Raw genomic sequence first — 22,312 nt, forward strand, 5'->3', positions numbered from 1 at the left:
AAACCATTCAGGCTGTAACTGAAGAATTAGTCACCCGAAGAAAGCAATTTAAAAAGGCAAAGCTGAAATGGCGTATCAGCAATAAAAAATCAGCAAGGCGCTCTTTGGGATGGGTTCCCTTTAAAAAGGTGGCTATCAAATATGCCACTGGATATGTCCAGTATGGAAAACACCAATTTAAGCTTTGGGATAGCTACGGTTTAAGCAAATACACGTTAAAAACAGGTTCATTTGTAGAGGATAGCCGTGGGCGTTGGTATGTATGTCTTGTTGTTGAATCGCCTAAGCAAGATAAATCGACAGCAACCAAAGCGATTGGTATTGATCTAGGCTTAAAAGATATTGCCACCTGTTCTGATGGCACTGTAATTTCAAATCCAAAATTCTATCGAAAATATGAGCAGACATTAGGTATTGCTCAGAGAGCCAGGAATAAGAAGCGTGTTCGTGCATTACACGCCAAGATTGCAAATAGTCGAAAAGATCATTTGCATAAAGCAAGCACCAAGCTTGTGAATGAAAATGCATTGATTATTGTAGGTGACTTGAGTGCTAAAAAATTAGTAAAAACCAAAATGGCAAAATCTGTTTTGGATACAGGATTTTCGGCACTAAAAACAATGCTCAAGTATAAATGCGAGAACGCAGGCGTATTGTTTGAAGAAGTCCAAGAAGCCTATACCACCCAAATCTGTTCGTGCTGCGGTGAGATCACCTCAAGTAGTCCCAAAGGTAGGACAGATCTTGGAATAAGAGAATGGGAGTGCATGAGCTGTGGTACAGCTCATGATCGAGATATAAACTCAGCTTTAAACATTCTTGCGCTTGGGCATAAGCGTCTAGCTGTAGGAATCACCCTCTTTTAAGGGGGGGGAGGATGTCAATTCTCCTGACTGTGTTTTCATCTGTTTGGTGCGAGTGGTTCAGCTGCATCTCGCAATCAATCGGTGTGCATTTTTTTGCATCCATCCCGCAAAAGACAATCTGAAATTGTGTTCATCTTGCCTAGAATTGTGTAGGCAGTGAGTGATGCATAAATTGTCGGCAGAGTATTGCTGTTTTGATAAAAAGCCTGTGAAAAACGTGCAGGAAGGTGCAAATTTTCATACAATAAGCCCACCTTGATATTGGTGCAGACCATGCTTGATACCCAATCAGATTTCCAAAGTGATGAATTTTTGTTAGATCATTATGTGGGCAAAACCCCATTGGTGCGTTTGCAGCGTTTGGCAAGTCATACGCAGGCAACGGTTTTGGCAAAACTGGAAGGCAATAACCCTGCGGGTTCTGTTAAAGATCGTCCTGCCTACAACATGATTATGCAGGCAGAAAAACGCGGTGAAATTCAACCGGGCGATACTTTAATTGAGGCAACCAGTGGCAATACCGGCATTGCTTTGGCGATGGTTGCAGCTATGCGTGGCTATAAAATGCAGCTGATCATGCCTGACAATATGAGCCAAGAACGTAAAGATGCCATGCGTGCCTATGGTGCAGAATTGATTGAAGTGACTAAAGCACAAGGCATGGAAGGCGCGCGCGATTTGGCTTTGCAAATGCAGAGAGAAGGCAAAGGCTTGGTGCTGAACCAATTTGGGAATCCAGATAATGTTGAAGCACATTACCTGACAACAGGGCCTGAAATTTGGCAGCAAACGGGCGGTAAAATTACCCACTTTGTCAGCTCTATGGGCACAACAGGCACCATTATGGGTGTGTCTAAATACTTAAAAGAACAAAACCCAGAGATTCAAATTATTGGTTTACAACCATCAGATGGTTCAAGCATTGCGGGGATTCGCCGTTGGCCTGAAGCATATTTACCAACCATTTTTGACCGCAGCCGTGTTGACCGCATTATTGATATTCCGCAAATTGAAGCAGAAAAAACCATGCGCAAATTGGCGCAAAAAGAAGGCATCAGCGCAGGCACATCATCGGGCGGCGCGGTATGGGCAGCTTTAAAAATTGCCGAAGAAAACCCAGAAGCAGTCGTCGTTTGTATTATCTGTGACCGTGGTGATCGTTATTTGTCGACAGGTTTGTTCTCTGTTCAAGATACTGAATTGTGATATTCATTTTTCTATCACCCATTGAGTAAGATTTTATGCGTTTACCTGTGCTGATTTTCGATATAGAAACCGTTACCGATTTGAAGTCAGGCGCGCATTTATATCAACTCGATTTACCCGAAGCAGAGCTTGAACAAGCATTAATGAAGTTGCGTCGCCAAGAGGCAGGAACTGATTTTCAGCGTTTGCCTTTGCATGAAATTGTGTGTATTTCAGGCTTGTGGATTGATAAACACGGCATGAAGCTGTTTTCCTTTAGCCGTGAACATGACAGCGAAGCGACAATGCTGAAAAAGTTTTTGTCTATTTTTGATAAGCGTCATCCGACTTTGGTCAGTTGGAACGGCTCGCAGTTTGATTTGCCGGTGATTTTATTCCGTGCCATGTATCATGGGCTGTCTGCGCCAAGTTTGTTTGATCAGGGCGAGATTGATCAGCAAAAACGCTATAACAATTATCAAAACCGTTACCATCAGCGTCATGTCGACTTAATGGATGTGATGGCAATGTTTAATGGTCGTCATTTCCAAAAGTTGGATGACATTGCGTATTTGCTAGGTTTTCCGGGTAAGCGTGTAGATGCGGGCTATCATGTTCCTGCATTTATGCAAAGCGGTGAATGGTCAAGGCTGACACGTTATTGTGAAGGTGATGTCTTAAATACTTGGCTGATTTATTTGCGTTGGTTGCTGCTCAAAGGACAGTTACTGCTTGAAGAGCATACTTTATGGGTACAGCACACCATTCAATATTTGCATACTCAGCCGCAGCATGCAGACTTTTTAAGCGTGTGGCAGCAGAGTTCGCAGCAAACTGAATTTACCCGTACAGATTTTCCTGAAAAAAGTGTCAGCACGCCTTCAAATGACTCCGTGATGCCTTTTCAATCACTCCCATCTTCCGATATTTAGACTGATATGAAACATCGCAGTAAAAACCGTACCACGCAGCAGGCTGAATATTGCTTTCAGGTGGAATCGTTGTCACATGAAGGGCGCGGGATTGCACACTACACAGCTCAGTCGGGTCATCCAGCCGAGAAGCAGGGGAAAACAGTTTTTATTGAGGGCGCATTGCCGGGTGAAACAGTACGCGCAAAAATTACGCATAGTAACAAGCGCTTAGAAGAAGCTGAGTGTCTAGAAGTACTGGGTGAGCCTTCGGCATTACGGGTTACGCCGCCGTGTCCGCATTATCAGCGTTGCGGTGGTTGTAGCATGCAGCATATTCAGTTGGATGAGCAGATTCATCTCAAACAACAGGTGTTGCAGTCGCATCTGCAACATTTTGCGCAAATTCAGCCTGAAGAATGGTTAGCGCCTTTGCGTTCACAGCGTGAAGATTATCGCCGTAAAGCCCGTGTTGGGGTGCGTTATATTGCCAGTCAAGACAAATTGGTGGTCGGTTTTCGTGAGCGTAATAGCAATAAATTGACCTCAATTGACCGCTGTATGGTGTTGGATCAGGCATTTGGTTCGTTAACACGAATCAAGCAGCTACTCCAAAGTCTAACAGGCAAAGCCCATATTGGTCATATAGAATTGGCGATGGGAGATCAAGAGATTGCTTTGGTGGTGCGGCATACAGAACAACTATCTGCAGCCGATATCAACCAGTTACAGCAGTTTGCGTTACAGAAACACTGGCAATTGTATTTGCAGCCTGAAGGTCCAGACAGTTTGCATCGGGTTGATGATCCGCATGCAGCAATGCGTTTGCATTATCGTTTAGATGATTTTGATGTGAATTTTGGCTTTCATCCCCAAGACTTTACCCAAGTCAATTCTACAATTAATCCACAAATGGTTAAGCTGGCATGTGATTTGCTTAACTTAAAATCAGGTGATCGGGTGCTTGATCTGTTTTGTGGATTAGGCAACTTTTCATTGCCGCTTGCACGTTGTGTAGGTGCAACAGGAAAGGTGGTTGCTGTAGAGGGTTCAGAGCAAATGGTGCAGCGTGGTGCAGAGAATGCACAACGTAATGATTTAGACAATGTTAAGTTTTATTCACAAGATTTAACAAAAGATTTTTCGCATCATTCTTGGGCAAATCAAGGATTTGAGGCATTATTAATTGACCCTCCGCGTTCAGGCGCAGAGGAAGTGATGTATTATGTGCCCAAATTTGGCGCAGATAGAATCGTTTATGTGTCTTGTAATCCAGCCACACTCGCAAGGGATGCAGGTGTATTGGTCAAGCAGGGCTATCAATTGAAAAAAGCAGGCGTGATGGATATGTTTCCGCATACGGGGCATGTCGAATCCATTGCCTTGTTTGAGAAAGAAAAGCAAATAAACGATTTATAATATGAAGTACATAGAGGTAGGAGAAGGGTATGGTCACAGTACGTGAACAACTTCCTGGACGTTTAAATGAACTGTCTGAGGAAACGACTGTAGAACATGCCGAGCAAGCCCGACAGGATTTAGCAGAATGGCTAGACCGAGTACGCGGGATTTACGATGGGGCGGCACTTGAACAATTAGAACGCGTTGCCAATTACACCCTGAAAAAAGAGCTGGAAACAGACGTCAGTCATCCATCGCATACCTTATATACAGGTATTGAGATGGCGAATATTTTAGCGCACTTGCATGTCGATGAAGACACTTTGTCTGCAGCCATGCTCTATCGTAGCGTGCGTGAAAATGTCATGCAGTTAGATGAAGTGCGTGAAGAATTTGGTGAAGCAGTTTATGGCTTGATCAAAGGCACCTTGTCGATGGGTAAGTTGTCTGAACTGATTGAGAAAAATAAGCGTTTAGAAGACCATTTTAATAATAACCAGCGTGAACATTTAACAGGCATTTATAAAATGCTGATTTCCATGACGGAAGATGTGCGCGTGGTGCTAATTAAACTGGCAGAACGTACCTATTCATTACGTGAGTTGGCAACCGCTTCCAAAGAACGTCAGGAGCGTGTGGCGCGAGAAATTTTAACCATTTACTCGCCATTGGCACACCGTTTAGGCATTGCCCAACTGAAATGGGAACTCGAAGATTTAGCCTTCCGTTATTTGGCGCCAGACCGTTATAAAGAAATTGCGACGTTACTGAATGAAAAGCGTTTGGAGCGTGAAAACTACATTCAAAACGTAATTGAGCAATTGCGTACAGAGCTGGGCAATAATGGTATTCATGCCGAAATTAGCGGGCGGGTGAAACACATTTATTCGATTTATCGAAAAATGAAGAGTAAAAACCTCAGCTTCGATCAGCTCTATGACATTCGTGCTGTACGTGTTTTGGTGAAAACCATTCCAGAGTGTTACCACTCTTTGGGCATCGTACATCAATTGTGGCGGCATATTCCGCACCAGTTTGATGATTACATTACCAATCCAAAAGCCAATGGTTATCGCTCATTGCATACTGCCGTAATTGCAGAAAACAAGTCGCTTGAAGTGCAAATTCGTACCCTAGATATGCACGAAGAAGCCGAGCTTGGGGTATGTTCACACTTTAATTATAAAGAAGGTTCTAAAGCCACAGACCATTCGTTTAATCATCGTTTACATTCTTTGCGTTCTGTTTTGGAGCATTATCAGGAACGTAACGATGCCAGCGCACATAAAGAAGATGATGATTCTGAAAACTTTGAACAAATCCAAGAGTTTGAAGATTTTGAGAAAATTTATGTGTTCAGCCGTGATGGTGATATTAAAGAATTGCCACGTGGCTCAACGGTGCTGGACTTTGCTTATCATGTGCATACCGAAGTCGGCAATAAATGCTATGCCGCACGGGTCAATCAGCGCTATGTGCCGCTCACCTATACTTTAAAAACAGGCGAGCAGGTCGAGATTCTAACCAAAAAAGACCGTGAACCGAACCGTGATTGGTTGGTGAATTCTTTAGGTTATATTAAAACAGCACGTGCGCGCGATAAGCTGCGTCATTGGTTTAGACAGCAAGACCGCAGTAAAAATCTGGAAGTCAGGCGTGAAGTGCTCAACAAAGAACTGTCACGTTTGGCGATTCATCCAAAAAGTATTGATTTAAATGATTATTGCAATCACTTTAACGTCAAAACAGGTGAAGACATTCTGATTAGTTTGGTGAATGGTGATATTAGCCTGCATGCCTTAATTAATCAGGTCAATCGTCACATGCACTTAGATCAGGATGAACCTGAACTGGTGTTGAAGCCAACCTTGAACCCACGTGCCAGCCATACCTTATCGGCACATGGTATTTTGATTGATGGTTTGGATAACGTTGAACTGCATATCGCACAATGCTGTCAGCCTGTGCATGGTGAAGCGATTGCGGGGTATATTACCCTGAACCGTGGTGTGAGTATTCACAAAGTGGCGTGTTCGGACTATGTGCGTATGATTGGCAACGAACCTGAACGTGCGGTAGAAGCCGATTGGGAAATGCAGCCAACCCGTGGTCAAAGCGTGCAAATTGTGGTGGAAGCCTATGACCGCCGTGGTTTGCTCAAAGACTTAACCCAAGTGATTTTTGCCGATCAAATTAACATTCGTCAGGTGAATACTATTTCTGAAAGTGATGGTATCGCCAATATGAAATTGTTAATTGAGGTTAAAGGCTTGGCGCAACTTTCTCGTTTGTTGGCACGTTTAGAGCAGCAACCAGGGATTATCAGCGCACGTCGTTTGGTGCAAGGCAGCTAAGCGAGCACGCTTTAAAAAACCAGCATGTTTGCTGGTTTTTTTCTATCGTATTTCAGCCAAAATGGAGAAGGGCGGATGAATAAAACACCTAAAAAAATTTGTGTGAATGTTAGCCGCATTCAGCAGATTTTTAGTCCCGATCCAAGTGCTGTACGCAGTGAACAGATTCAACAGCAAAAACAGGCTATTTATCGGCATCGGAATCAATTGCTTTCTGGATACTTAGAACACGATATTCAAAACAGCGATATTGAGCGTAACCCACATGGCAAGCCATTTTTGACAGCATTCCCTCAATTGCAGTTTAACCATAGTCATAGCCGTCAGCATTATGCTTTGGTAAGCAGTTTTGAATTGCTCGATGTTGGCGTAGATGTCGAGGACTTAGACCGTAAGGTGCGTTTCGATGCCTTGGCACAACATGCGTTTCATCCCAATGAACTCCAATACTGGCAAGATTTGGAACACGACGCTGATTATTGGTTTCGTGTCTGGACAACTAAAGAAGCAGTGCTGAAAGCATCAGGTTTAGGGATTCGTTTAAGCCTGAATGAGTTGGATACTCGTATGCATCCCAATGCACAGGGCGGCATTTGTCATCATCCACAGATTGGGCATTTTGCCTATCAAAACTTTCGTTTATCAGATTGTATGTTGACTGTAGCATGGCGAGCAGCGCCATCTTGCGTAGGCTTTCAGTTTCCACAGATTCATATTATTCAGCATTAACATCGCAACGTCAGCGTAAATATCGCAATGCTAAGGCACAAAAAAGCCTATCCGAAGATAGGCTTGAATGTTGGTGTCAGCAGAAATGCATTAAGGAATTTCTTGCTCTTCACCTTCAAATTCAGGTTTGACTTGAACAATGAAGTCCTGACGGTTTAAACCGCGCCATAAGGCAAAGGCTGTACCAATGTAAATAGATGAATATGTTCCGACAAAGACACCCACAAACATCGCAATCGAGAACCATTTCAGACCATCACCACCCATGAGCATCATCGCGACTACAACCAATAATAGGGTCATAGAGGTGTGAATGGTACGACGTAAAGTTTCTGTCAGCGCAATGTTCACCACTTCAAGCGGTGTTGCACCACGGATTTTACGGAAGTTTTCACGAATACGGTCAGATACAACAATGTTATCGTTGAGTGAGAAGCCAATAATTGCCAATAACGCTGCCAATACAGTCAGATCAAATGGCCATTGCATCATGGCAAAAATACCTAGTGTCACAATAATATCGTGGAACAATGACAGTACCGCTCCCATTGCCAGTTTGAATTCAAAGCGAATGGTGACATAAACCAACATCAATAACAGTGCTAAAGCCACAGCGCCCGCAGAACGCACGTATAGCTCATTACCGACTTGACCACCCACTACATCTACCTTTGGCACAGTTGCCGTGTTATTTGGTAGTTGTACCGCAGCAGTAATTGCTTTGGTTAAGTCTTCTGCTTCAACATCTTCTTGCACAGGCATACGTACCATTAGGTCGCGGTCTGAACCAAGCGTTTGTACTACAGGGTCGTTAAAGCCTGCTTTGACCAATGCGTTAGAAACATCGGTGGCTTTTACTGGATTGCTATAGTTGAGTTCTGCAGCAATACCCCCAGTAAAGTCCAAACCTAAGTTTAAACCTTTGGTGGCAATGAAGAATATACTGGCAACCGTTAATAGAATAGAAAGCAATGCCGCAGGCAAAGCAATCTTCATAAACGGAATCACGCGCTCATCATCAGGGCGGCCATATTTTTTTGAAGGCAGTTGAGTATTCTCAGTCATCAGTGATCTCCTTAAATGCTCAACTTTTTCAAGTTACGTTTTTTGCCGTAGATGATTTGTACAATTGCACGGGTCACTGTAATCGCAGTAAACATCGAGCAGACAATACCAATCATGAGCGTCACAGCAAAGCCTTTGATTGGGCCTGTACCAATCGCAAACAGAATGAATGCCACCAAGAATGTGGTTAAGTTCGAGTCGAAAATTGTGTTATACGCTCGGTCATAACCTGCCACAATGGCTTGTTTTGGCGAGGCACCCCACTTAATTTCTTCTCGTATTCGCTCACAAATCAAGACGTTGGCATCCACTGCCATACCAATGGTAATTACGATACCCGCAATACCCGGCAAGGTAAGTGATGCACCAATCCAAGACATGACGGTTAAAATCATGGCTAAGTTAAACACTAAAGCGAAGTTGGCAATCAGACCAAACAGACGGAAGAACACCACCATCCAGATTGCGACCAAAATGAAGCCAATCTGAGTCGACAATACGCCTTTATCAATGTTTTCTTGACCCAAGCTTGGGCCAATCACACGTTCTTCGACAAAGTACATTGGCGCTGCCAAGGCACCTGCACGAAGCATTAAGGCCAATTCAGAGGCTTCTTGTGGGGAATCTAGACCTGTAATACGGAACTGCGAACCCAATACCGCCTGAATGGTTGCAGCATTAATGACGACAGATTCGGTATATGGGGTGCGTACTTCAGTTTGTGTGCCAGTTTCATCGGTCACATAGCTAATACGTTGTTTGTTTTCAATAAACAATACCGCCATACGTTTACCCACAGCGTTACGTGTCGCATCTGCCATGAGTTTACCGCCCGCAGCATCAAGGGTAATGTTAACTTCTGCACCGCCTGTATCTTGGCTAAAACCACTCGACGCATTTTGAACACGCTCACCCGTTAAAATACGGCTGCGGTTCAATAATAATTGGCGACCACTGTCCAAAGATTCAAAGGCAAACGCTTCTGTGCCAGGTGGTACTGTACCTGTAGTCTGACCTGTGTACGGATCAATATATTGATCATTTAAGTCAGACACCAAACGGAATTCGAGGTTCGCAGTACGACCGAGTACACGCTTCGCTTCAGCAGTATCTTGTACGCCTGGCAATTCCACTACAATACGGTTGCTACCTTGAGTTTGTACCAAAGCTTCAGCCACACCTAACTCGTTAATACGGTTACGTAAAGTAGTTAAGTTCTGATTGACCGCATACGACTGAATTTCCTGTTTACGGACATCGGTATAGTTCAGACGTAAGCTAGAGCCTTCTGTGGTGGCTACAGCTTGCTGTGTGTATTCATTGCCGTTACGACGCAAGAAATCCATCACTGCATCACGGTCTGCATTATTGGCAAACTGTAGGGTGATGGTGTTGTTAATCAGCGAAAGGCTATTAAATTTCAGCTTGTTGTCACGCAATTGACGGCGTAAATCGGTGGCTGAAGTTTCCATACGCTGGCTGATGGCCTTGTCCATATCCACTTCTAATAAGAAGTGCACACCACCACGTAAGTCCAGACCGAGTTTCATTGGTTTTGCACCAATTTTTTGTAGCCATTCTGGTGTGGTTGGCGCAAGGTTCAGTGCCACGACATAGTCATCACCTAAACCGCGACGTAAAGCTTCTTTGGCTTTGAGTTGGGCTTCTGAGGTGTCTAAACGCAACAATGCAGCATTGTTGGTAAAGCTGTTGTCATGACTGGCAATATTTTCTGATTGTAAAATTTGCTCTGCTTTTTGTATGATGCTTTGATCAATTTGGGTACCAGCTTTGGCACCTGAAATTTGAACAGCAGGTTCATCTGGATACAAGCTAGGCAGGGCATATAATGTACTCACCACAAGAACAACGAGGATGAGCAGATATTTCCATGCTGGGTAACGCATTTATTTTCTTCTTAAAATGAAAAAGTCGTGCGTGAGCACGACTCTTTTTGATTAGAGGTTGTTTAATGTGCCTTCAGGAAGAACTGAAATGACACTCGCGCGTTGTACTTTTACTTCTACACCACGGTTCAGCTCTACCACTGCAAAATCACCTTCAATTTTCGTGATTTTACCCATAAGACCACCTGCGAATACCACTTCACTGCCTACGCCCAAGCTTTCAATCAGTGTACGATGCTCTTTGGCACGCTTTGATTGTGGACGCCAAATCAGGAAGTAGAAAATTGCAATGAAGACTGCAATCATTAAAAGGTTAGCCACAAGGCTTGGTTGTTGTGCAGCTTCACCTGCTGCGTGAGCGGTCGAAATAAAAAGGCTCATTTCATTTTCCTAAACTAAAAACTGGCGATCAGTGATCTGATAATAAATTGGGTTTGTTCTGCAATTTACCTTGTCTTTTTACTCAGCGCAAATACTGAAAAGACTAATCTTCAGGACAAGGCGGTACTTCTAGGCCACGACGGGCATAAAAGTCCTGTACAAATTCATCGAAAGTGCCGTTATCTAAGGCATTGCGAATATCTTGGGTAAAGCGTTGGTAATAACGTAAGTTATGAATAGTGCCCAACATTGACCCCAACATTTCGCCACATTTTTCTAAATGAAACAAATAAGCGCGGGTAAAGTTCTTGCAAGTATAGCAATCACAATGCGGATCGAGCGGGCTTTGGTCATGACGATACTTACTGTTACGAATACGCACCAAGCCATCGGTTACAAAGTAATGACCATTGCGCGCATTACGGGTTGGCATCACGCAGTCGAACATATCGACGCCACGACGAATTGCTTCCACAATATCTTCTGGCTTGCCGACGCCCATCAAATAACGTGGTTTATCTTCTGGCATTTTAGCTGGCAAATAATCCAGTACTTTGATCATTTCTTCTTTCGGTTCACCCACCGAAAGACCGCCAATGGCATAACCATCAAAACCAATTTCAAGTAAGCCGTTTAAAGATTCAACACGTAAATCTTCGTACATACCGCCTTGAATAATCCCGAACAGCGCGTTGCTGTTTTGTAGTTCATCATGGTGATGTGTTTTACAGCGTTTTGCCCAGCGTAAAGACAATTGCAAAGATTTTTGTGCTTCTTCATGCGTTGCAGGATAAGGCGTACATTCGTCAAAAATCATCACGATGTCAGAGTTCAAAGTTTTTTGAATTTCCATCGAGATTTCAGGCGAAAGAAAAACCTTTGAGCCATCAATAGGCGAACGGAAGGTCACACCTTCTTCTTTAATTTTACGCATTGCGCCTAAGCTAAACACCTGAAAGCCACCAGAGTCAGTCAAAATAGGCTTATCCCATTTGATGAATTCATGTAGACCGCCGTGTTGCTGAATCACTTCTAGCCCTGGACGCAAATATAAATGAAAGGTATTGCCTAAAATAACCTGTGCCTGAATTTCTTCAATATCGCGTGGCAGCATGCCTTTGACTGTGCCATACGTCCCCACAGGCATAAACACAGGGGTTTCTACCACACCATGAGCAAGTGTTAAACGACCACGACGGGCGCGCCCCGACTGACCTAATTTCTCAAACTTCATATATGTTCCAAATCAAGGCGAAAAAACAGTTCGCTGATTGTTCATGCTAAAAGTGCACTATTTTCCTAGATTCTGCACGGAATTGCCAGTTGAGATACGTTTTCCTTGGTAAAAATTGCGAGTAAATATTTTGTTTAAATCCATTGTGCTTACATGGCGTAAAATTGCTGAATACGTTGGGTAATTTCTTCTTTATGTAAGGCAAACTCCCCTTGTTCATGGTTGTCCATTGCAGCAACGTGCTGAATTAAACGCTGAATATATAAATTACTGTCAATAAAACTCGGTTCTAATGTGAGCAAATAGGCTTCATGTGCAATGCTCAAATAATCATATGGTTCCACTTCTAAAAGTTGTGCCAGATCAATCAGCAAGTCTTTATCCACTTGTTGTAGTTTGAGCTTGGGTTGTGCGGTGGATTGTTCCATCGTGGTTTGAGGCGCTTTGTTGTGCAGGAATTCATCGAGCAAAGCACTTGGAGCGTTTAGAAATTGCGCTGAGTGGATTTCTACATCGACCTGTTTGGGCACATGAATAAAAAACAGAATTTGGCTTAAATCTAAGCCATAAGCGCCCGATAAAGATTGTTTAGCCTGCTGAAATATATCCAGTAAAAGTTCAAGATGGTTGTATTGCAGCGTGTCATTGGAATTCAGCAGAGGATTGCCATAGATATGTCGCTGTTTAAAATAATCTGCAAAAATATTTTTAAATTGATGCAGACCGCTAGAATTGTTGGCTTGAGTGCGATAACGCCATTTTTCTATATTCCATTTATTTACTTCAGATAAATATTGTGCTTCATCTTCCTGTTCATTAAACAGGCTGCGTTGGCTTGAAACAGCTAAATAATCGACCCCAAGATATTCATTAAAGACCAGTACACAGGCATAAATTTGGTCTTGTTCATATTGCTCATAGAGTTGGAAAAACTGTTCCTTAAAATGTAATCAAACATACTCAAGGACTAATTCGCACTCTGTTAATGTCTTGTTGCCAAGCGTGTAACTAGAGCCTGAGTCGGTCAGTTCCGACTTGTAGCGGTCAGTCCGTTCTTGCAATATACGCTTTACAGTTTTGTAAGGCGTATAACGACTTATCTCATTGTCGTTTAATCTTGCAAGCACGTTTCTCGCAGCATTCCAATCAGCTTGCACAACTTCCCCATTGAAACGGTGAAAACGATCTCCCTTACGTGTACCTATTAAAAGGCCATGCAAGAAAGAATCACTTTGCGAAGTATATGCAGAATTGACTAGATGCACCGTAGAACCTCTACGGTGAGATATAGAAGTTAGGGCATTAGCTAACAAACCTTTAGCCCATGTATTTAAGCGTCTATTGGTGTTTTTGCCATAGTTGCGTTTACTTTGAATTGGGGATGTTAAATCTTCCGCAACAATCACTTTGGCTTTATCAACCAACTTGTGAGTTGCTGTAAATATTAATGTTTTGAGCTTTGCTTTTTGAGTATCTTGTCGCTTATCTAGTTTTTTTCGACCTAGATTATTTAACTCAATTTTCTGTTTCTTGTGCGGTTTGGCTTTAGAAATCGCTCTGAGCTTATTTCTACGTTTGTACTTTTGATTTAGGTAGTCTGATTCACTTGAGATCAATTTACCTAAACCATTGCCATATACTTCACCATCAGAATCCACAAAGGCTTCTGAATAACCTTTATCAACACCTACGGTTTCCTGACCACAATCCTGTGTTTCAACTGCATCATAAGTTGAGTGAACTTCAACATTACCGTTTTTTAGAATGATTCTAAGTGTGCCTTGTGGCGCAAAATCAACAGTGGTGTTTAGTGGAATTTTAATGGTTTGTCGAGGGATTAGACTCGGGACTTTAAGCCAACATTGACCATTTAACTCAAAAGTTTTACACATATCCGCACGAACAATAATTTGATTATGTGTGTGATTAACACCATGCTTAAAGTGATTACGCATTTGACGATGGAGGAAATTATCAGTCATCCATTCATCTTTTTTAAGCAAGGTGTATAGTCTTTTTTGTTCATTATTACAGGAGGTGCGTTTTCGGATCGCCTGCTTTACTTTGTCTTTTGATGCTTCTCGATAGGCTTTAATATCACCTATGCAATCACGTAGCGTTTCTTTCCACGCATTTGCAGAAACACCAAAGTCACGACTTTCTTTCATCCACGCATCACGAATAGCTCTGTCACTGATATTCAAACCTGAAATAGCACCATATTTAGCCCACACCTCGCTACGAATACGACCAAGTAAAACAGCTTGTTTCTCAAGCTGTTTGTACTTTTGCACATTCAAATTTTTACAGTGATGAATGCGTGTTAATTTCACAAAGTCATGCCTAGGTTAAGGGATTGGATAATCAATAGATATGGATGCTAATATACCAAGACACTCACCTAAAATACAAAAGATAATCATTTAAATCTCTAATAAATACCCACCTTGCCACTACTGAATCGACATAGACAAAATGAGAACTTATGCAAATATTTGTCTATATTTTTAGTTATAGTTAATTACTCCCATTTTTATATTGCTTTGATTTTTCAGATTAAGCTTGAATGAGTTGCGTCAACTCATCCACATAGTCCTGCATGGGGCGTGGGTTTTGATCACGACGGCTTTCAATATTTAAGCGCAATAAAGGTTCGGTATTTGACGCACGCACATTAAAACGCCATGTACCAAAGTCAAGACTCACGCCATCGGTTTGGTCAATTGCTGGGTTTTGGCTAGCATAATGCTCAAAGATTTTTTGGATGGTGGCTTGAGTATCGGCCACTTTAAAGTTAATTTCCCCCGAACATGGGAATTTGGCAATCATTTCTTCGACCAGACTCGATAGCGATTGTCCTGTTTCAGACAATACCGAAACCGCCAATAGCCAAGGAATCATGCCGCTGTCACAATAGGCGAAATCACGGAAATAGTGGTGTGCGCTCATTTCACCGCCGTAAACGGCATTGTGCTCACGCATCACATCTTTAATAAAGGCATGTCCAGATTTAGATTGAATTGCTTCACCTTGATATTGTGCGACCACATCAAAGGTATTCCAAACCAAGCGTGGGTCATGCACGATTTTTTCGCCTGCTTGTTTGAGCAAAAACGCCTGTGCCAATAAGCCGACAATATAATAGCCTTCAATAAACTGGCCTTTTTCATCGAACAAGAAACAGCGGTCAAAGTCACCATCCCACGCAATGCCCATGTCGGCTTGATGCTCTAATACGGCATTGCTGGTGCTATCACGGTTTTCCACTAAAATTGGGTTCGGGATACCATTGGGGAAAGTACCATCGGCATCATTGTGAATTTTGACCAATTCAACAGGGATATTCAGGGCTTTGAATTTTTGCTCAATTGCATCGACCACATGTCCTGCAGCGCCATTGCCTGCATTCATGACCAGTTTCATTGGGCGAATTTTGCTAGGCTCGATATAAGTCATTAAATGGTCAATAAATTGAGGCAAAATATTGTAGCTTTGAGTGCTACCTTTGTGCTCAACTGGGGTAAATTCACCCGATTCTGCCAAAGCCTGAATGTCTTTTAGGCCGGTATCGGCACTAATCGGACGTGCATTTTCACGTACCAGTTTCATGCCGTTGTAGTCCATGGGGTTATGGCTGGCAGTTACTTCAATGCCACCTTGCACGTCTAAATGAAAGGCTGCGAAATAGACTTCTTCTGTGCCTGTCATTCCCAAGTCGAGCACATTGACCCCTGCATCATTTAAACCACGAATGGTGGCCTGCTTTAAGCCTTCGCTGCTAAGGCGAATATCGCAGCCAATTACAACGGTTTTAGGTTGGTAAATTTGTCCGTAAGCACGACCAATTTTATAGGCAATCTCTTCATTGAGTTCTGTGCCCAATTTTCCGCGAATGTCATAGGCTTTAAAACAGGTTAATGTGCTCATGTATTGTCCTAAATATTTGGAAAAATCGTATTGCTGCCTATGATAATCGAACTGTGTGTAATGTGCTGTATAGAATGGAAGATGAATTGCTTGAAGATGTTTCAGGTCAAAGACTATGGATGAGAAAAGATGTGGTGATGGGCAAAGGTGTTTTTAATGAGTAAGAAGTTGGTTAAAATACGGCTCAGACTTATGTGTTCGATATGATTGAAGATGGAATTACAGAAAAGTACTTTAGAGCCAGAGCAGAAACTTTCTGCGCCACAGAAAAAATTTCAGAAATTATGCCAAAAAATTGAGCAGGAACAGCTACGTTTGAATGAATGGCAGACCGCACAAGCCGATATTCAGGCACGTGCCAGCCGTGAAATTTTACCGACTTATGCGCAATTGCGTGAAGTTATATTTCAGCAAATTCAACAATTGCTTCAGCAAAAACAACAAAAAGTGACGGCAGCCCAGCAAACTAAGCTGGATCAAAAAATTGAGCAACTCAGTTTACAACTTTTGGATTCGCAGCAGATGTCTACCGAACAAGTTCAGTTTTTAACAGAATTGCTGAACAGTTATGGGCATCATATTGAATTGCTAGACACAGATGATGTGGATTTAAGATCTGAAGCTAAAACAGCAACAGAGTCAGAAGACGAAAATGTTGAACAATGTGAACAAAATAGTTTTGAACATGATGAGTCTGAACAAGAGCGCTTGGCACAGCTCAAGCTAGAAAGTTTGAAGCATTTTCTTTGTGAAGAATATGACCTAGATCTAGATTTTTTTGATTTTCAGCATGATCCATTAGATTTAGATGACTTTATAAAAAAATTTGAACAAAAAATGCAAGAACAAGAGGAGCTGGATTTTTTAAGTCAGTTGAGTAGTGCGCAAAAAGCTTTTGCCGAACAGCAAATTGCCCGTGAAAAAGCCAAAGCAGCAAAAAAACAGCAACAGCGTGAAGAAGCCAAGAAACTAGCAAATCAGTCCATTAAAGCGATTTACTTAAAAATTACAGCGTGGATTCACCCAGATCGTGAGCAAGATGAGCAGAAAAAACAAGAAAAAACCGTATTGATGCAGCAAGCCAATCAGGCTTATGAAGCCAATGATTTATTGACATTGTTAAATTTGCAAATTCAGTTGGGTCAGCAGCATAATTTGTCTTTCGCCAATCAACAATTAAAAGCGTATAACCTGCTTTTAGAAGAACAGTTAGAAACTTTGCAAATGCAAGTAGATGACATTATTTACTCTTTTAATTGGAGTCAGTTTTTATATTCTAACCGTAAAATTAAAGTGCGGGATTTGTATCGAAAATATGAGCAAGACTATCGACATGTTCAACAAAAATTAGCTCGAGCGCAAGAGATACTGGAAAAATATCAAGACCTTAAACAATTAAAGCAATTGATGCGCAGTCAATATGTGTGGGAAATGCATGCTGTGATGATGTAGACATATTGAGGTTTGGCTTTGAATGTTTATGCAAAAAGTAGTCTTTATTTACAATATTCCTTTTGAGTGAATCCAAGTTATGCTCAGGTTGGGCCGTTCGGCTACTATTCTGAAATGACAGCTTTGTCCGTTATAATTGTATAAACATTTTTGGTGTCTGGTAATTATGTCCTCATTGATCAATTTTCTATCTCGCTTTAGTACTGCAACTCTTCAGCGCAGCCAGAGCTATGCTAAATACATTGATAGGAAAACGATTGAGTTCTTTGAAGAAAATGACGATGTCACGATGTATGCCCAAATTGAAGGGACAGATTATTACGATACTGCAATTACCTATAATCTTAAAAAGGACCGTTTAATTGATGACGACTGCACTTGTCCGGTTGGATATAACTGTAAACATGCTGCTGCTTTAGCCAAATTATTTTATCAAGAATATCGAGAAGGATATCTGAAGAGCTATGTTGACTCTCAGTCATCATCTCACACTCAAAAAGATCGGGTTGCAATTAATCAAGCACAACGCTGGTTAAGTGAGTTTAAGCAGTATTTACAACATACCCAGTTAGAGCAGCAAAAGACAACGAGTAATTATTTACTTTATTATTTAGATCAGCCTTTAGGTCTATTCGGGTTAAAACTTGAGGTTCGAAAAGGTAGACGTAATAAAAGTGGGACGATCACAGGTGTCAGTTCTTATACTGAATATGGCAATATTCTAAAAAAACGTCTGTCTTTGCCTGATGGGAAGCGACAATTATTTAATCAAATTTATTATTATGCCAAGCTCAATCAGAATGAGTTTTCTTATGGAAATAGTCTTGATATATCAGGCATTGTTTTAGAGCATTTTAAATCTTTCATTCAGAGTGGTGATGTCTATTGGAAACAAAAAAGTGATGCTCCACTTACATGGTCAGAACAAAGCTATCAGCTTGAATTTTCTTGGCAAAAGAGCATTGAAAAACAGACTGAGCACTTAGATTTTGAGTTGGTCAATGGAAATGTTCGACTCAATTTAAAATCGAATCCACATCTTCAAATTCTTGTAAGTCAGCCACTTTGTTATATCGATATTCACAAGAATACGGTAGGGCAACTCTATAGTGAATATACATCGGATTTACTGTACTACCTTTGGCGGATGCCAGAGATGCCTGCGACGGTTTTGACTGAGTTTGAGCAGCTTACTCATCAATCTACAACGATACATAACTTGCCGAAACCTGGGTTTCTTCAAGAGATTGAAGTCTTACAGGGTAATCCCCAGCCAATTTTACGCTTTGGTGTTTTAGATAAATTTGATTGGAAATGGGAAGAGTCTGTTTGTGCTGAAATTGAATTCTCCTATGCAGGCGGGCGAATTAAAGCAGGTACATCAGGTGACAGTTTCATTGGTGAGCAGCATGACAAAATGGTGCGACAGCTTCGGGACTTAGTTCAGGAACAACAGTCAATCCAGCGTTTACAGCTATTGGTCGAATCACTGAAGTGGGTGAAAGATCTTAGTTATGACCAGCAATTAAAACTGGATAAACAACGTCTCGATTCTATGGTTTTTGCTTTCTATGGAGACTGGATCAAACAGCTGATGCCCATCAATCAAATTGAGTTGATGGGCTGGCAGATAGAGCATCTGGAAAACAGCCCCTTTAACCTGCAATATGTTGAAAATTTAAATATTTCTATCACTGAATCTGAAGGCCAGCAGGACTGGTTCAATATCGGGGCGACGGTTCAAGACAGTGCAGGCAATTCTTATAATTTACTTGATGCGCTCGTAGCTTTGGTGCGAGTAAATCCTGATTTACTTGATCCGCGGACTTTTATTCATCTGCATGACAGTCAAATTTTCACCGTGAAAACTGCAGTTGATCAACCTGATTTGGCGCTATCCGCTAGGGATATTAAGCCGGTATTATTGCATCTGCAGAGCATTTTACAGCAAGAAGAGCGCAGTATTGATCGCTATGATGCGAGTCAATTATTAGAATTGCAGCATAATCTTGGGATGACATGGCAGGTCAGTGATCGCCTGCAGAAATTTGTACATAAATTCAAACAAGGCTATCAGCAACAACTGCCAACACCACAAGGTTTTCAGGGGGAGTTGCGTCTATACCAGCAGCAGGGCTTAGGCTGGTTACAGTTTTTAAGGGAAACCCAGCATGGCGGGATTCTGGCAGATGATATGGGCTTGGGGAAAACAGCACAAACTTTAGCCCATTTACTCATGGAAAAGCAGGCTGGATATTTGCAGGATAGTCCCGCCTTAATTGTTGCACCCACATCGCTGATGCATAACTGGTTCAAAGAAGCGGAGAAATTTACCCCAGAGCTCAAGGTATTGCTGCTACAGGGGCCCGATCGCCATCAGTATTTTGAGCAGATTCCGCACTATGATATTGTGTTAACCACCTATCCGCTTCTGGCGAGAGATGAAGAGCAACTAAAGCAATATGAATATCATCAACTCATTTTGGATGAGGCGCAGAATATCAAAAATCCGCGCGCCAAAGCTGCACAGGTAGTACGGCAATTAACAGCGCGACATCGTCTATGTCTAACCGGTACACCTATGGAAAATCATTTGGGTGAGCTGTGGGCACTATTTTATTTCCTGATGCCAGGATTTTTATATTCACAAGAAATTTTTAATAAAAAGTACCGTCATCCGATTGAAAAGCGCGGTGATGAGCAGTTAAGACAAAAGTTGGTCAACCGGATTAAGCCCTTCATTTTACGTCGCTTGAAAACTGACGTAGCCAAAGAGTTGCCAGAAAAAACCACGATTGAAGTCAATATTGATATGAATGACCAGCAATCCAAGTTATATGAGGCTGTTCGTGCCACGATGCAGGCAAGCATTCAGAAAATTGTGGCAGAAAAAGGCTTTAAACGTAGTCAAATTCAAATTTTAGATGCCTTACTGAAGCTACGTCAGGTGTGCTGCCATCCTAGCTTACTAAAGCTGGATTCAGTGAAAATTGGACAGGCGCATTCTGCCAAACTTGAACAGTTGATGGATATGGTCGTTCCAATGGTGGAAGAGGGGCGAAAAATTCTTATCTTCTCTCAGTTTACCTCAATGTTGGAACTGATTGAACAACAGTTCCATCACGCAGAAATTGGCTATGTGAAGCTGACTGGAAAGACCAAAAAGCGAGATGAAGTCATTACAGCGTTTCAGTCTGGACAAGTGCCGGTATTTTTAATCAGTCTGAAAGCAGGAGGGGTCGGTTTGAATCTAACTGCCGCAGATACGGTCATTCACTATGATCCATGGTGGAACCCTGCTGCTGAAGATCAAGCTTCAGATCGTGCATGGCGGATTGGACAGGACAAGCCGGTATTTGTCTATAAGCTGATTACTAATAAAAGCATAGAAGAAAAAATTCTTGCCTTACAGCAAAATAAAGCAGAACTGGCACACTCTATTCTAAGTACAGATCATGAAGGCGAAGCGAAACTGACGGAAAATGACGTGATGAACTTGTTTGAGAAATTTTAGTTTGGTTTCAGATTACCCTAATCATCTGTAAGTATCTGAAAGTCCGGATGCAATTTTTTCCAATGTTCTCTTAATTTTTCTTTATGAACAGAAATCATAGGTAAGTCTAGTAATAGCACTGGCCATACCGACCGTGCTTTGTCCATGATCGCGTGAAGTTGTTTTTCAATAACACGCCATGGAACACCGACTTTTTCAGCCCATTGTTCAAAGTGTTTCATCTCAGCTAAATACCAATCTTTATTTTTGGCAAGATTTAAGGCGAAATGACGCTCATTTTCAATATATACACTTGTCATCAATATATCGTATGCAGGGGATAATCTTGGCGTTGTTTTATCGTGATAAATCATACTCCAGTTCTTTAAGTGTGCATCTCCATTTGCGAGTAAAATATTGACGAGTAAACGGCTGGCAAATTGCTGAATATCAAAAATTTTGTTATCTGAATAGTGATAAATGATCTTACCGATCTGCTCATAATTTGTGGTGCTGTATTTCTGGTGTGGATATGAACCAAAGATCTGAGCAAAATCTTCAATATGAATAAGCTCTGTAGTATTAGCAGTACTCTGCCTATCGAATCTCTTAATTGCAAAAGCATATTGCTCTTGGGGTAGATTTAATGGTGGAAGGTCTTGTAAGAGTGCCATATCTACCAAACGAATCTCTGGGATATCTATTCCGACCATTTTGGCAAGGATCATCATAGAGTATTCATTCAGCGGAACAAAAGCATGTCTGGTAGAAGGAGTTTTGACAATCCAATCACCGAGTAGGCTGGATTCCGTTGCCTGTGCTAATGTAAAACGCCCATCTTTGGCTTTCATGGAAAACTTCATTTGGACGCCAGCCAAGGAAAACTTATTATTTGTTCGAATCTCTTGTTTTAATATCCGATCTGGATTCGAGATCTGAAGCTTAAATTTTATTCCATCTGGAATTTCTTCTGGATCTAATGGAGTCGCAATGAGTGCTCCAGGTAAATCATGACCTAAATCTGCCAATAACTGAAATTCATTGTCTATATGTACTTTGAGGCTTTGTGCAATCAGTTCACGTAATGCCCCTTCTGGTAGCAAGTTTGATAGCAAGGGGTGTAAGCGCTGATGTGTAACATAGGTCTTTTCTAAAATTTTATCCGCTTGAGGATACAAGGGGGAAGTTAGCAGGCTCAAGGTCGGACGTTGCTGATCAAAGCGGAAAGAATCTGTAAAAACCAGAATATTTTTTCCGCTCTGAAATCCTGCCAAGTATCCAACGACAGCGTGATGTAATGTTAATTTCAGGACGGCAACAGTATTCATGGTTCCTGTTCCTTAAAATGTATTCAAACATACTCAAGGACTAATTCGCACTCTGTTAATGTCTTGTTGCCAAGCGTGT

The 22,312-nt window shown here is 41.8% G+C and carries 16 protein-coding genes; 8 read left to right on the plus strand and 8 right to left on the minus strand.

All coding sequences use genetic code 11. The annotated features are described in order from the left end of the window. From CF596_RS12530 to CF596_RS12560, 6 genes are all read left to right on the plus strand, one after another. The coding region (locus CF596_RS12530; protein WP_096902670.1) for an RNA-guided endonuclease TnpB family protein at positions 1-866 on the plus strand (866 nt) is incomplete at its 5' end. A gap of 273 nt (positions 867-1,139) precedes the next feature. Next, positions 1,140-2,072: a cysteine synthase CysM gene (gene cysM / locus CF596_RS12540; protein ID WP_096902672.1), complete on the plus strand. Its 933-nt coding sequence runs from the start codon at positions 1,140-1,142 to the stop codon at positions 2,070-2,072. Positions 2,073-2,107: 35 nt separating this feature from the next. Beyond that, positions 2,108-2,983 (plus strand): 3'-5' exonuclease, encoded by an 876-nt coding sequence (locus CF596_RS12545; RefSeq protein WP_096902673.1) that lies wholly within the window; start codon positions 2,108-2,110, stop codon positions 2,981-2,983. Positions 2,984-2,989: 6 nt separating this feature from the next. Further along, positions 2,990-4,381 carry a 23S rRNA (uracil(1939)-C(5))-methyltransferase RlmD gene (gene rlmD, locus CF596_RS12550; RefSeq protein WP_096902674.1) on the plus strand — a complete coding sequence of 464 codons (1,392 nt, stop codon included), beginning with the start codon at positions 2,990-2,992 and terminating at the stop codon, positions 4,379-4,381. Between the two features lie 29 nt (positions 4,382-4,410). Next, on the plus strand, positions 4,411-6,717 hold the full coding sequence (locus tag CF596_RS12555) for a bifunctional (p)ppGpp synthetase/guanosine-3',5'-bis(diphosphate) 3'-pyrophosphohydrolase (protein ID WP_096902675.1): 2,307 nt from the start codon (positions 4,411-4,413) through the stop codon (positions 6,715-6,717). Positions 6,718-6,792: 75 nt separating this feature from the next. Further along, on the plus strand, positions 6,793-7,446 hold the full coding sequence (locus tag CF596_RS12560; RefSeq protein WP_096902676.1) for a 4'-phosphopantetheinyl transferase superfamily protein: 654 nt from the start codon (positions 6,793-6,795) through the stop codon (positions 7,444-7,446). Between the two features lie 90 nt (positions 7,447-7,536). Here the strand turns inward: CF596_RS12560 and secF are convergent, their stop codons facing one another. From secF to CF596_RS12595, 7 genes are all read right to left on the minus strand, one after another. Then, a complete protein-coding gene (secF, locus tag CF596_RS12565) occupies positions 7,537-8,514 on the minus strand; it encodes a protein translocase subunit SecF (protein WP_171062595.1) in 978 nt (325 codons plus the stop codon). 8 nt (positions 8,515-8,522) lie between these two features. Then, a complete protein-coding gene (gene secD, locus CF596_RS12570) occupies positions 8,523-10,418 on the minus strand; it encodes a protein translocase subunit SecD (RefSeq protein ID WP_096902677.1) in 1,896 nt (631 codons plus the stop codon). Between the two features lie 51 nt (positions 10,419-10,469). After that, positions 10,470-10,799, minus strand: coding sequence for a preprotein translocase subunit YajC (gene yajC / locus CF596_RS12575; protein ID WP_004974939.1), 330 nt, complete (start codon positions 10,797-10,799; stop codon positions 10,470-10,472). 103 nt (positions 10,800-10,902) lie between these two features. Further along, positions 10,903-12,033 carry a tRNA guanosine(34) transglycosylase Tgt gene (gene tgt, locus CF596_RS12580; RefSeq protein ID WP_004974942.1) on the minus strand — a complete coding sequence of 377 codons (1,131 nt, stop codon included), beginning with the start codon at positions 12,031-12,033 and terminating at the stop codon, positions 10,903-10,905. A gap of 149 nt (positions 12,034-12,182) precedes the next feature. Next, positions 12,183-12,563 carry a hypothetical protein gene (locus CF596_RS15040; protein WP_347337707.1) on the minus strand — a complete coding sequence of 127 codons (381 nt, stop codon included), beginning with the start codon at positions 12,561-12,563 and terminating at the stop codon, positions 12,183-12,185. 420 nt (positions 12,564-12,983) lie between these two features. Then, on the minus strand, positions 12,984-14,366 hold the full coding sequence (locus tag CF596_RS15045) for an IS200/IS605 family accessory protein TnpB-related protein (protein ID WP_096902678.1): 1,383 nt from the start codon (positions 14,364-14,366) through the stop codon (positions 12,984-12,986). Positions 14,367-14,589: 223 nt separating this feature from the next. Next, complete coding sequence (locus tag CF596_RS12595) at positions 14,590-15,960, minus strand: phosphomannomutase CpsG (RefSeq protein ID WP_096902679.1); 1,371 nt, start codon at positions 15,958-15,960, stop codon at positions 14,590-14,592. A 213-nt stretch (positions 15,961-16,173) separates the two neighbouring features. On the opposite strand from CF596_RS12595, the gene CF596_RS12600 reads away from it, so the two are divergent. Both CF596_RS12600 and CF596_RS12605 read left to right on the plus strand, forming a co-directional pair. Beyond that, the gene (locus tag CF596_RS12600) at positions 16,174-17,412 is read left to right on the plus strand and encodes a hypothetical protein (RefSeq protein ID WP_096902680.1); all 1,239 of its coding nucleotides are present in this window, start codon (positions 16,174-16,176) and stop codon (positions 17,410-17,412) included. 166 nt (positions 17,413-17,578) lie between these two features. Beyond that, a complete protein-coding gene (locus CF596_RS12605; protein ID WP_096902681.1) occupies positions 17,579-20,926 on the plus strand; it encodes a DEAD/DEAH box helicase in 3,348 nt (1,115 codons plus the stop codon). A 17-nt stretch (positions 20,927-20,943) separates the two neighbouring features. Here CF596_RS12605 and CF596_RS12610 read toward each other — a convergent pair whose 3' ends face one another. Further along, complete coding sequence (locus tag CF596_RS12610) at positions 20,944-22,233, minus strand: type II toxin-antitoxin system HipA family toxin (protein ID WP_096902682.1); 1,290 nt, start codon at positions 22,231-22,233, stop codon at positions 20,944-20,946. Positions 22,234-22,312: the final 79 nt, after the last annotated feature.

Origin of the sequence: Acinetobacter sp. YT-02, from assembly GCF_002412355.1 — a bacterium.
Taxonomy (GTDB): Bacteria; Pseudomonadota; Gammaproteobacteria; order Pseudomonadales; family Moraxellaceae; genus Acinetobacter; species Acinetobacter towneri.

Coding starts and splice junctions, on each gene's coding strand:
- cysM (WP_096902672.1), top strand. CDS start 1,140: ATGCTTGATACCCAATCAGATTTCCAAAGTGATGAATTTTTGTTAGAT.
- CF596_RS12605 (WP_096902681.1), top strand. CDS start 17,579: ATGTCCTCATTGATCAATTTTCTATCTCGCTTTAGTACTGCAACTCTT.
- CF596_RS12545 (WP_096902673.1), top strand. CDS start 2,108: ATGCGTTTACCTGTGCTGATTTTCGATATAGAAACCGTTACCGATTTG.
- CF596_RS12595 (WP_096902679.1), bottom strand. CDS start 15,960: ATGAGCACATTAACCTGTTTTAAAGCCTATGACATTCGCGGAAAATTG.
- CF596_RS12555 (WP_096902675.1), top strand. CDS start 4,411: ATGGTCACAGTACGTGAACAACTTCCTGGACGTTTAAATGAACTGTCT.
- CF596_RS12610 (WP_096902682.1), bottom strand. CDS start 22,233: ATGAATACTGTTGCCGTCCTGAAATTAACATTACATCACGCTGTCGTT.
- CF596_RS12560 (WP_096902676.1), top strand. CDS start 6,793: ATGAATAAAACACCTAAAAAAATTTGTGTGAATGTTAGCCGCATTCAG.
- tgt (WP_004974942.1), bottom strand. CDS start 12,033: ATGAAGTTTGAGAAATTAGGTCAGTCGGGGCGCGCCCGTCGTGGTCGT.
- rlmD (WP_096902674.1), top strand. CDS start 2,990: ATGAAACATCGCAGTAAAAACCGTACCACGCAGCAGGCTGAATATTGC.
- CF596_RS12600 (WP_096902680.1), top strand. CDS start 16,174: ATGGAATTACAGAAAAGTACTTTAGAGCCAGAGCAGAAACTTTCTGCG.
- yajC (WP_004974939.1), bottom strand. CDS start 10,799: ATGAGCCTTTTTATTTCGACCGCTCACGCAGCAGGTGAAGCTGCACAA.
- secD (WP_096902677.1), bottom strand. CDS start 10,418: ATGCGTTACCCAGCATGGAAATATCTGCTCATCCTCGTTGTTCTTGTG.